Here is a 12,800-nt window from a genome sequence, read left to right as displayed (position 1 = left end):
AGTGGCTTCCTGACTCTAGTTATAAATATGTAGAAAATATTTCAGATATAGAAGTTTACTTAAATTCATACCTACAAAATGCAGAACATGAAGTCTGGCTTCCAGTTACAAAAAAATCAGAAAAGAAAAATGGCAGTTTCAAAATTCCAGCTGAAACTACCGTTTTTCTTTTTAAAAATTATATATTACATATACATAAAAATCATGATAAAATATTAAATCAGTTTATTCGATAACACCCTTTTCCTGCTTCCTTTGCTGCATAAAGAGCTTCATCTGCCTTACTATATAAATCTTCAAAATTAGCAATGTTTTTATCACAAATTGAACATCCTAAACTAATATGAAATACATAATCATTTTGTGATAAATCTTCCATATTATCTAATGCATCAAATAATTTCTCAAAGCGTATTTTACAATTCTCCTCATTCTTTAAATCCTTAGCATAGATGGCAAATTCATCACCACCTAATCTTAAAACTACACTATCATAGAAAATATTCTTTATATTATCAGCTACAGCTTGTAAATAACGGTCACCTACAATATGACCATAGGAATCATTGATATATTTAAAATCATCTATATCGATAAGAATAAAAGCACCATACTTTTTTTCGTCCATAAGATGTTCAATCATTTCAACACCAGCACCTCGATTATATATACCTGTCAATAAATCAATTTCTGATTTAGTTCTATATTTAATGTAGTTTTCTACACTTTCGATACGGTCATTCAGAATAAAAAAGTTAACACCCACAGATAAAAAATAAAAAGTAACTAAATCAACTAAATCCGCCATAAACATATTTATATCCTTTGCTATAAAGCAACAAATACCATAGATTATAGCAGTTCCTGTTATGTAGAGAGTAATTCTCCATGGTTTATCCAATATGAATAAAGGAAGTACACATATAAAGACCATAATTGTGATTGATGGTTCTGTTTTATCTAGAAAAGTTCCCATCAAAATACCCATTATCATAACTGGAGTTAATGCCAAATAAAAGATAAGCGTTATATGCTGAAAGTGTTTTTTTAAGTAAAATTTAGAAATAATATAAAGAATAAAAAAGTATCCAAGTATAATAAAAAACTCTATATTAAAAGTAACAACTTCTGATAAAATCAATCCAAATACAAACACCATAGCTGAAATAGTGAGTCCTAATAATGACAAACCGCAGAAACATCTATAATTTCTCAATCTAATTTCAGATTTATACAAATTCATCTTCTTTGCTTTAAAATTCTTTAATATTGTTTCTAACATCCTACCTCCCTTGTACATTCCACACTCTTATTCATGAATTATTTTAATACTTCTATAATTCAACTACTGTTGATACACTTATAAATGAACTCTCACATTATTTATTAATTTAAAGAGTGATTTAACTATCATATAGAGCTATTATTCATATTTTTTCATTTTTCTATTAAAATTAACCCAATAATTTCCAATTATATAAATTGATTATATTTCCAATATATTTTTTATAAAAATATAATAATATTACTATCTAGTTTACAAAAACATATAAATAACTTAATATTTTTAATTTTATTTTAATATTTCTTTACTTATTGTTAGAATATATTATATCATTCTCATATACAAAAGTCATTAAAAAGAGCTCCTACATAGGTTATATTCATCATAATATAAACTTGTGTATTTTACTATTTCTCTACGATTCTTTAATCTTTTTATATTTTTCATATAACCTTATGACAATTTATCCCCTTACATATTATTTTTTAGTTCTAACCTAAATACTCCACTTGAGTTGTTATTTAGTTGTTATAAAGTTTTGTATTTTATTAATTTATTCTTTTACTAACTTAATATTCCACTAGATTTTTATAAAGTTTTGTTTTAAAATTAATTTTAAAGTATATATATAATACAAATAACTTAGATATAATTCGTCATTAATCTACTTAAAGCATATTTAATTAACATCACTCATCCAGAAAATTCAGAAAATTACATTGACATAGGAAAAAGTTTATTTTATACTTTTTTTAGGACACATTGTGGACACGTCTTAAATTGACAGTCATAATTTATATTATAAATTTGACCACAATACTTATTTTCAATATTATATTTTAAAAACATAGGGAGGATATTATGAATGATAACGTAGTTAAAAAGAAAAACTTTTTTGACAGAACATTAAACAGAATAGAAATTGTTGGTAATAAGCTACCAGACCCAGTTACAATATTTCTAGGATTATGTGTACTTTTACTTATACTATCTAGCATAATCGGTTCTATGGGTATATCAGTAGTTCATCCTGGTACTGGCGAAACTATAACTGCTGTAAATTTATTAACTGTAGAACAACTTCAGATTTTATTAGGAAATATTGTTAGTAATTTTCAAGGCTTTGCACCTTTAGGACTAGTTTTAGTTACTATGATAGGCGCTGGTGTTTGTGATAAAACTGGACTTATGACAGCAACAATAAAGGCATCAGTAAGCAAAATTCCTGAAACAAAAGTAACTCTTGTTGTAATGACTATAGGTATGCTTGCAAATATTGCATCAGATGCAGGTACAATACTATTCCCACCATTGGCTGCACTTGTATATCTTGGTGTTGGAAGACATCCACTTATAGGTTTATTTTCTGGATATGCCGCAGTCTGTCTAGGATTTGCAGCAAACATCATGATAAGTGTTAACGATATACTTGCTGCAAGCTTTACAGTACCAGCAGCTCAGATGATTGATTCTGGATTTGAAGCTAATGCAACAATGAACTTATTTTTTATGATAGCATCAACTTTTGTATTAATATTGTTAGCAACTTGGGTAACAGAAAAAATTGTAGCTCCTAGATTTGGTAAATACGAAGGAAATGCAGAGTTAGATGTTGATGGTAGCCTTAGTGATGTAGAAAAAAAAGGGCTTAAAAAAGCTGGTATAAGTATATTAATATATGCAGCAATTATGATAGCACTTAGTGTAATTGGTCAAAAACCATTCTTAGCAGACCCAGAAACAGGAGATTTATTATCAAATAATGCTCCTCTTATGAAAGGTATGGTACCTATAATAGCTTTAGCTTTTTTTATACCTGGTGTTGTATATGGAAAAACTATAGGTAAGATAAAAAAGGATAAAGATGTTGTCTCTATAATGGCTGGTGCAATGAGTGATATGGGCGGATATATAATACTAGCATTTGCTGCTTCACAGTTTTTGCAATTATTTACAAATAGTAATTTAGGTTTGATACTCGCTGTAAAAGGTGGAGAGTTTTTGAAATCAGCAGGAATAAATGGTCCTTTATTATTGATAGGATTTATTATATTATCATGCTTTATAAATTTATTTATAGGAAGTGCATCTGCAAAGTGGGCTATACTTGCACCAATATTCGTACCAATGTTTATGATGGTCGGATACAATCCAGCACTTACACAAATGGCTTATCGTATAGGTGACTGTATAACAAATCCACTTAGCCCCTTATTCCCATACTTCCCTATTATACTAGCATTTACAAGAAAGTATGATAAGGATGCTGGTATGGGTACTGTAATAGCTAATATGCTACCATACTCTATATCATTCTTGATAGTATGGACTATACTATTGATACTATTTATGGTGTTTAATATTCCATTAGGACCTGGAATATTCCCTTCTTATAGTATGTAATTTATTTAAATTTTTCTAAAAGGAGAAATGATTTATGTTAAGTAAAAATAGACTTATAGATAACTTTATGGATATGGTTAGGATTGACAGCCCATCTAATCAAGAATTAGAAATGTCCAAGTGGATAGTAAACTATCTAAAAGAAAGAAATATAGACGCTATTATAGATGATGCTGGTGAAAAATATGGTGGTAATACGGGAAATGTTATCGCATATATAAAAGGAGAAGAAGGAAGTAGACCTCTTTGTTTATGTGCTCATATGGACCAAGTTCAACCTTGTTTAGGTGTAAATCCAATACTAGATGGTAATGTAGTTAGAAGTGATGGAACTACTACACTTGGTGCAGATGACAAAGCTGGTATAGCTGCTATCCTAGAAGCTCTAGAACATGTTATTACAGAAAAAATACCACATAGAGATATATATCTATGTTTTACAATTTGTGAAGAAGCTGGTATGCATGGTGTTAAAAACTTTAACCCTGATAACTTACCTTGCAAGGATATGGTGATTTTAGATTCTGGTGGAGCTATTGGTTCTATAGCATATAAGGCTCCTGCACAAGAATCTATAAAAATATCTTTTGATGGTAAAAAAGCACATGCTGGTATAGAACCTGAAAAAGGTATAAATGCTATATTGGTTGCCTCTCATGCTATAAGTAATATGCATATAGGTAGAATAGATTCTCTGACAACTTCAAATATAGGTAAAATAGAAGGTGGTGGAGCTACAAATATAGTAACTGATAAGGTTACATTGACTGCTGAAATCAGGTCTCATATCCCTGAAACTTTAGAATATGAACTTAATCATATGGAAAAATGTTGTTCAGATGCTGCATCTAAATTTAATACTACTTACACTTTTGAACATAATATGTCTTATCCAAGTTTTGAACTTAGTAGAGACAGTCATGTTTTTAAATTAAGTGAGGAAGCAATAAGACAAGTTGGTGTTGTTCCAAATCCAATGATAATTGGTGGTGGTAGTGATGCAAATATACTAGCTAATCTTGGATATAATTGTGCTATATTAAGTTTAGGGATGTATGACGTACACACAGTTAATGAATATGTAAATATAGATGAATTATATGATACTGCTAAAATAGTTTATCATATGATTAAGTTAAATGATGAATTGTAAAAAATTAATGATAAATTAGAGTACTATCACTAATATAAATACTTTTATACAATACTACTCTTTAACTCTCATAATTAAAAACCTATGTATTTTCAACTCTATAAGTACTATTTTAAAAAGTTGATTTACATAGGTTTTAGTATTTTATATGACACTTCATACAATCTTATATAATATTTTAAAACAATATCTCAGTAATATTCTTTGGTCTACCTCCACCAATACTAGTTTCTTTAGCACATATTCTCCCTAGATTTGCACTTACTATTTTATTCAGTATACGCCTTGCACTTCTTTCACTTACATTTAGATATTCTGCCAATTCTTTTGAATCGTAAATCTTGCTTTTTCTATTTTCACTTATAGCTATAATTTTTGCTACTGATTCGCAACTCATTCCAGTTTTTTTAGATATTTCTATTACTTTTTCATCAGACAATACTAAGGAGTAATTTAATTCATTTTCTGAGGCTAAAGGACCTCTTATATTTTCATCTTCATCTACTAAATATATACCAATTTCTTTTGAATCTATTGAATGTCTCAATGCTTTATGTGCATTATTTTCAGCTTGATATGCAGTTACTCCAGTCCCAATACCTATACTAAGAGAAAATCCCATGTCTTTTATATCTCTTTTTAACTTAAATAATTTATCATAATTGTACTCATTATCAGCTACACCTTTATGAACAAATACCACATAATCATTTCTTCCAAACGAAAATAAAGAACCTTGAATACTTCTTGCATAGTTTACTACAAGCTTATCCATATCTGATTTTTTTATCATATCAGAATAATAGTTTTCTATCTTCTCTTTATAATCTATTAGACTCAATATTTCTACTGCAATTTGAGAAAATCTAGCCTTACTTAGAGCATATTCACTCTTCACTTTCTCATAACTTTCTTTGATTAATTGTATGGTTGCTTGTAGCCGAAATACAGGATAACCTCTTTTCTTTAACTCATTGTACACTGCTCCAAAACCAGTTATCATTATCTCGGTCTTATTTTCTTCAAACAATTGTATATGCCACTTTGCAAGTTCAGATTCTCCTACTTCTAAAGAAAATGGCCTACAAAATATACTTGTAGCTTCAATATCAAACTCTTTAAGTGCATCTTCTACAACATATCTATCAACTACATCTATACTAAATTTATCTAGCTTTATATTTTCGCTCTTTATTGCCCAAAATGCTTTCATTATACTTGTCCCACTTCTTGGAACAAATGAATGTGGTTTACTTATTTCATGTTTAGATTTTATAAACTCATAGACTCCACATCCTGTAAATATAATAGCATCACATTCATCTTCACATTTTGAAATAACTTCTACTGTATCTACTACTTTTTCTCTTACATATATTTTAGTTTCTAAATTGCTATCTATCTGTTTTAAGTCTTCCTTTATCTTAAAGCCAGAGTCTGAAGGACCTATAATACCCACTATCATAAACTTCGCTCCTAATCCATCCATATTATACTTACTAAAAAATTATAATGTCATTGCTTTTATTTTTTATTTAATTTATTATCTCACATTCTATATTTATGGTAAAGAAGTTCTATACAAGCGTTTAGAATAAAAATCTCTAAAAATTAAATTTTAAATACTATAAAGCCTGTATATATTTCAACCTTGAATTATTAATTGACTGAATATATACAGACTATCTTACATTTAATTTAGACAACCTATCACAGAATATATTACATTTAAATAAAGTATATTATTTTAAGTAGTTATTAGTTTACTATCTTGATGATTATAAAGTAAACTTTCAAAATCTAGACTTGGAATAGGCTTACAATAGTAATATCCCTGAATTACAACACAATTCAAACTAGCTAAAAATTCTGCTTGCTCTTTTGTTTCTACACCTTCTGCAACTACATCCATTTCTAGGTCCTTAGCCATGGCTATAGTATGCTTTAAAACAATTTTTTCTCTTTCTGTAATTTCTTTTTCATTGAAAAATCCACAATCTATCTTTAATGTATCAATATTTATATTTTTTAGCATATTTAATGAAGAATATGCCGAGCCAAAGTCATCCATATTTAATATAATACCATCTGTTCTAAGCTCTGCTATTATCTTGGCAAATAGCTTTATATTTTTAATAAATAAGCTTTCTGTAAGTTCTAATTCCAAAAATGATTTTGGTATATTATATTTATTTATTAGACCTAAAACAATATATCTAAATTGAGGATTATACAAATGTAATCTTGATACATTTACAGAAATCGGTATTGGCTTCTGACCTAAGTCTATCCATTTTCTTATCAAAGTACATACTTGCTCCCATATATACATGTCTAGTTTAATAATAAACCCATTCTTCTCAAATAGTGATATAAATTTATTTGGAGGTATTATACCTTTTTCTGGATGTATCCATCTAACCAAGGCCTCTGCTCCTACAATTTCATTTATTTCAAGATTATACTTAGGTTGTAAGTATACATGAAACTGTCCATTTTCCAATGCATACTCCATTTCTCTTTCCATCTGTTTTTCTTCAATTGCATCATTCCTCATAGCTTCATCGTAAAACATATGATGACTTATACTTTGCTTCTTTACATTTTTATGTGCATATCCTGCCATTTCACAGGCATTTGTAACTGATATATTATTATCCAAAATCCTATAAATTCCAAAGCATGGTACTAACATATATTCAAATTGCTTTATACTTAAATTTTTTGTAATCTTATAAATTAATTTATCTACCTCTTTATCATGATAACACTCATAAAAAATGCAAAACACATCTGCATACATACGACAACAGATTCCCTTAGAAGTAATATTTTTTTTAATCAGTTCTGCAATATATATTAATGCCCTATCTCCCTCTTGAATACCATAAATATCATTAATTACCTTGAACTTATCTATATCCATCATTATAGCAACATAATGTTTATTAGGATGTTTTTTGAGTAATAAGTTTGCTTGTTGACAGAAGCCTTCGTAATTATATAGCCCTGTCAATATATCTCTTTGCCTTTTACGTATTTGCATAATATGGTCTATATTTTTAATAGAAAGCAAAATATGCGTCTGATTTTCACCAAATTTATTTTTACTGATGACATTTAGGATACACATAGATGCCCAATAGTACCTTTTATCCTCTCCTAAACATCTACATTCAAAACTCAACTTTAAGTCCTCTTGCTTGTTATTTTTTGAATCATCAAGAAACTTTGAATAAAGATTGGAGTAAAATATAGCTCTATCATCAGGATGAACTATATAGTTTCTAATGTATAAAAATGTTTTTTGTATGTTCTCTTTTACAGAAATTTTAAAAATATTGTTTTCTGATTGATAGATTGGAGTAATTAAGTTTTTCTCTAAGCAAATATCTAAGATAATATCATATGTATTATAAACTAATTTTTCATAAGTTTTGGAATATCCATCACTTGTTATACTGTCAAAAGATTCTTTAGTCTCTAAATCTTCATATGTAGATAAAATTCTTTTTTCTGAATCATTTAAATTGCTTATCTCCTCTAATTTATTGGTCCTTAATTTATTTTTTTCATAATATCTTTGCTTATCTTGGTACATTCTCTCGTCAGCAATTTTAGTCAACATATGTATATTTATATTATCTTCACTCCAAGTGCTTCCTATTGCTACACTATATACCCTAGTATCTTTAAACTCCTCACTTAACCAAGTAACCTTTTCTTCAAATAGTTGTTTTGAAATTTCCTCACATAATACAACAAACTCATCTCCACCAATACGATAAATATTATAGGAATGAAAGTATTTTTTTATAATTACACAGGTTGATACAATAGCAGAATCGCCACTAGCATGTCCAAAGTTATCATTGATATCTTTTAATCCATTTATATCTATAAACACAACCCCCATAGATTTAGCTTTATTGCTGTAAAAATTATCTATGTATTTAATATATTTATTTCTATTGTAAACCCCAGTCAAAAAGTCATAATAGCTCATATGATTCAATTTATTTTCTACTTCTCTCTTTTTCATTTCAGTCAATAAAAAATAAGATAGAGAAGTCAAAAGAGATGTGTCCTTAACAGCTCTCTGTGGATTGTCAACTCCAATAAATCCAATAATTTTATCATCTTGCTTTAATGAAGATGCTATTAAACTTTCAATATTTTGAGGTTTTAAAATTTCATACTCAATTGGTTGTGTTTCTTTTAAACTTTCTATATTGTCTACTATTATAAAACCTTTTTCATGAAATAATAAAAACCAATTTTTTAGTGATTCAATATCAATATCTTCAAGGAATTGTTTTTGTCCCTCAACCCCTTGATTACACCATTCATATGTATTATTTATCTTTTTACCATCTGCTGACACTTCAAAAATATATGCTCTATCAGCCTTATGAAATTTCCCAATACTGCCTAATACAAGATTTATAGCATCTGAAAAATTAGTTTCTGTTATAAGATGTTTAATACACCCAACTAGTAATTCTTTTATTTCTAATTTTTCTTCTATCGACTTACTTATATTTTCCTTATCAGTAATATCAAGAGCTATTTCCAGTCGTGCAGCTCTGCCTTCCCACTCAATTAATTTATCTTTTAATATAAAATGTCTGTCTATTTCAGTGTTTGTATTTTCCCATATGTAATATTCATCATCTTTCAAAAAAGAGTTAGTACAAAATTCACAAGGAGAATCTCTTCCTTGTAATGCTTCATAACATTTTCTATGAGAAATATCATCAAGTCCTAATAGCCTTTTCCCATTTTTATTAATATATAAAAGTTCATATGTATCCAAGGAGGAAACATATATAATTTCATCTAATTCATCTACTAAGTTTCTCACACTCATTTATGTATAACTCCTTTTATTCAATTTTTTAAATTCTTGAAACTATGTCAAGTTTTGATGCACCTTTGATGATGCTATTGTACTTTTTTATAAAAAAAAAGAATACAATAGCATCATCTTTTTTGACAAATAGAGCTCATTATCATATTACTCATTGAGGCTCTCTAAAACTTAAATTATCATAAATATCTTTTGCTGTACATACTATTTTTTTAATCTTCATATAATTCTTGTTATTCATACCTTAACTTAGTTCTAAGCAAGTTTTACATTATAAAAATTATATTTTATACTCATATCTTCATTCAATATATAGTATAAATATTTACATAACTATTAAATAAATATTTATATTATGAAAAATCAAACTGCTTTACCCATTTAAAAAGACATAAGTTCTCATTGCTAAAAAAGTACATTCTACAATGAATTACAGTGTTGTTATTATAGTTATATTAATAATATCATAAAGACCATTATAAAAAGATAAAAATAGTAACTTTTTTATATTAAAAAATATTTATTAATAAATAAAATATTTTATATATAAAAATTTTTATAAAAAAGAAATATCAAATTAACTAAAGCTCAATTTGAAATATATTTTATTTAAATAAAGATATAGTCTTTATTAAAATATAGTTTTTGTATTAAAAATCGCCATGCAAATATAATATTAATAGGCTGTCTTTCCTCCTACTTATTATAAAATACATGGCTATTTATATTTAGTTAAAATATTACTAGTTTAGATTAACTAATACTTTTAATTTGATACTTATTCATCTGTCATGCGATATCCTACTCCAACTTCAGTTAAAATATACTCTGGTTGAGCAGGATTTTTTTCAATTTTTCGTCTTATACTTGCCATAAAAACTCTAAGGGATTGGTTTTCACTTTCATAGTAATTACCCCATACCTTATCTATTATAAATTTATGTGTTAAAACTCTTCCTGAATACTTAGACATTAATTCAACAAGTTTATATTCAATTGGAGTTAAGTGTATCTCCTCACCATTAATAGATACAAGATGCTTTTCATAATCTATCTTTAGATTTTTAACCTCAAAGGTGGTAGGAACGTCACTATTTATCTTACCTTGTTGAACTTTATTTCTAAGGGCCACACGCACTCTAGCCAAAAGTTCTGTTACACTAAAAGGTTTAGTTAAATAATCATCTGCTCCGCCATCTAAAGCCTCAACTTTATCTCTTTCATGCTCCCTTGCTGAAACAACAATTATTTTATTATTTTTAGCACAAGCCCTAACTCTACCTATTACCTCAATTCCATCAATATCTGGTAAACCTAAATCTAAAATTATTAAATCTGGGTCAAGAGAATGTATAAGTGATATAGCTGTGCCTCCATTGTCAGTTTCTACACATCTATAGTTTTGAGTTTCCAGAGACACTTTTATAAATTTACAAATTGGTCTATCGTCTTCTACAATTAAAACCAACGGCTTTACTTCCATTCGTCTTTCACCTCCCCTTTATCTAAAGGTATACTGAATCTAAATGTAGCTCCTCCAGAAGGATTATTGAAAGCAATAATTTCTCCACCATGAGCTTGTACTATAGACTTACATATTTCTAAACCAAGACCAATCCCTCTTCTTTCAAGATTTCTTGCTTTATTCTTTGTATAAAATCTATTGAATATATTCTTAATATCTTCACTTGGTATTCCTTTTCCGTTGTCTGCCACTTCAAATAATACATTTTCAGCTTCTTTGCTTACAGTTAATTCTATCTTAGAATTTTTAGGTGTATGTCTTATAGCATTGTCAATTAAGTTTACTAAAACTTGCTCTATCAATAATACATCCACATGAACTATTATTATTTCATCTGGTATATTGGTTTGTATCTCTCTACTATTGGCAAATTTTTTAACTCTTAATATAGATTCCGCAATTATTTCATCTACAACCTCTGGACGTTTTTCAATATCCAATTTTCCTTCATCTATTCTGGTCATGCTAAGTATATTCTCAACAGAGTGTGTTAACCAACTTGTATCTTCATATATATTTTTTAGTAGCTCTACTCTAGTTTCTTTATCTATTATGTCATCATTTTCAAGTATAGTTGAAGAAGAACCTAGTATACTTGTAAGTGGAGTTCTCAAATCATGAGAAATTGATCTAAGTAAGTTTCCTCTTAATCTCTCTCGTTCTGTTTCAAGATTAGCTTTTTTATTCTTTTCAAATAGGTTTTCTCTATCAATTGCTAATGCAACCTGTGTTGAAACTGCTTCTAACAATATCTTTTCATTTTCCGTAATAATATCAATTTTAAAACATGCAATACCTATAACACCAAGAACATTGGATTCTTGACCTTTTATAGGAAAATAGTAAGCACTACTATTTTTACAATATTTTGTTCCAATCCCAACTGGTTCGCCTGTTCTAAAAGCCTCTTTTATAGCTTCCTTTTCTAATACTGAGTGGAATATATTCTCACTTCCATCATTATTACAAATATAAATACTTGGCTTACCTAGATTATTATCACCATCTGCAATAGTTACTATAACAGTTCTATTTAACATGTTTACCAAATTAGACCCACAAAATTCAATTATTTGATTTTTATTTTTTGCTTTAAGAAGTGTTTTATTATTTTCATAAAGCAACCTTATCATTTTCTCTCTTTTATGAGAAAGTCTTACTTCTTTTTTTATTCTAGAAGTTAAAGTGCTTGTTATAATTGCTGCCAAAAGCATAATACAAAAGGTCATTGGATAATCTTTTCTATAAGCTATAAAAGTATATAATGGGTGTGTAAAGAAAAAATTAAATGATAGCACTCCTATTACTGAAGAAAGTATTCCAAAAAAATACCCATGTGTTATACTTGTAGCAAATAATACACCTAATATATACACTAAAATAATATTAGATTCATTAAAACCTACTTTTTTAAAAGCTACTGATATTCCAGTAGCAATTATCATAACCAATATAGTTTTTATAAAGTCCTTAATAATTATTTTCTTACTGAGATAGTCATCTTCATCATAATCATACTCTTTTAAGTCTTCATGATGTAGTCGTTCTTTTTTCATTTACTGCA

General features: G+C 27.9%; 7 protein-coding genes. 2 read left to right on the top strand and 5 right to left on the bottom strand.

Annotated elements, in window-relative coordinates; all coding sequences use genetic code 11:
- Positions 1 to 220 precede the first annotated feature (220 nt).
- Positions 221 to 1,282: a GGDEF domain-containing protein gene (locus tag IC175_RS07675; protein ID WP_227433645.1), complete on the bottom strand. Its 1,062-nt coding sequence runs from the start codon at positions 1,280 to 1,282 to the stop codon at positions 221 to 223.
- A gap of 864 nt (positions 1,283 to 2,146) precedes the next feature.
- Between IC175_RS07675 and IC175_RS07670 the strand changes: the two genes are divergently transcribed.
- A complete protein-coding gene (locus IC175_RS07670; protein ID WP_227433646.1) occupies positions 2,147 to 3,688 on the top strand; it encodes an AbgT family transporter in 1,542 nt (513 codons plus the stop codon).
- A gap of 34 nt (positions 3,689 to 3,722) precedes the next feature.
- Positions 3,723 to 4,841: a M20/M25/M40 family metallo-hydrolase gene (locus tag IC175_RS07665; protein ID WP_227433647.1), complete on the top strand. Its 1,119-nt coding sequence runs from the start codon at positions 3,723 to 3,725 to the stop codon at positions 4,839 to 4,841.
- 178 nt (positions 4,842 to 5,019) lie between these two features.
- On the opposite strand, the gene IC175_RS07660 is transcribed toward IC175_RS07665, so the two are convergent.
- From IC175_RS07660 to IC175_RS07645, 4 genes are all read right to left on the bottom strand, one after another.
- The gene (locus tag IC175_RS07660) at positions 5,020 to 6,330 is read right to left on the bottom strand and encodes a transcriptional regulator (RefSeq protein ID WP_227851391.1); all 1,311 of its coding nucleotides are present in this window, start codon (positions 6,328 to 6,330) and stop codon (positions 5,020 to 5,022) included.
- Positions 6,331 to 6,588: 258 nt separating this feature from the next.
- Complete coding sequence (locus IC175_RS07655) at positions 6,589 to 9,711, bottom strand: bifunctional diguanylate cyclase/phosphodiesterase (RefSeq protein ID WP_227851390.1); 3,123 nt, start codon at positions 9,709 to 9,711, stop codon at positions 6,589 to 6,591.
- A 778-nt stretch (positions 9,712 to 10,489) separates the two neighbouring features.
- Positions 10,490 to 11,194 (bottom strand): response regulator, encoded by a 705-nt coding sequence (locus IC175_RS07650; RefSeq protein ID WP_227433650.1) that lies wholly within the window; start codon positions 11,192 to 11,194, stop codon positions 10,490 to 10,492.
- The gene (locus IC175_RS07645) at positions 11,185 to 12,792 is read right to left on the bottom strand and encodes an ATP-binding protein (protein ID WP_227433651.1); all 1,608 of its coding nucleotides are present in this window, start codon (positions 12,790 to 12,792) and stop codon (positions 11,185 to 11,187) included. Before IC175_RS07645 ends, IC175_RS07650 begins: the two co-directional genes overlap by 10 nt.
- Positions 12,793 to 12,800: the final 8 nt, after the last annotated feature.

This window comes from Clostridioides sp. ES-S-0123-01 (assembly GCF_020658415.1).
Classification (GTDB): domain Bacteria; phylum Bacillota; class Clostridia; order Peptostreptococcales; family Peptostreptococcaceae; genus Clostridioides.
This window is presented reverse-complemented; position numbering and strand designations above follow the sequence as displayed.

Coding starts and splice junctions, on each gene's coding strand:
- IC175_RS07645 (WP_227433651.1), bottom strand. CDS start 12,792: ATGAAAAAAGAACGACTACATCATGAAGACTTAAAAGAGTATGATTAT.
- IC175_RS07675 (WP_227433645.1), bottom strand. CDS start 1,282: ATGTTAGAAACAATATTAAAGAATTTTAAAGCAAAGAAGATGAATTTG.
- IC175_RS07650 (WP_227433650.1), bottom strand. CDS start 11,194: ATGGAAGTAAAGCCGTTGGTTTTAATTGTAGAAGACGATAGACCAATT.
- IC175_RS07670 (WP_227433646.1), top strand. CDS start 2,147: ATGAATGATAACGTAGTTAAAAAGAAAAACTTTTTTGACAGAACATTA.
- IC175_RS07655 (WP_227851390.1), bottom strand. CDS start 9,711: ATGAGTGTGAGAAACTTAGTAGATGAATTAGATGAAATTATATATGTT.
- IC175_RS07660 (WP_227851391.1), bottom strand. CDS start 6,330: ATGGATGGATTAGGAGCGAAGTTTATGATAGTGGGTATTATAGGTCCT.
- IC175_RS07665 (WP_227433647.1), top strand. CDS start 3,723: ATGTTAAGTAAAAATAGACTTATAGATAACTTTATGGATATGGTTAGG.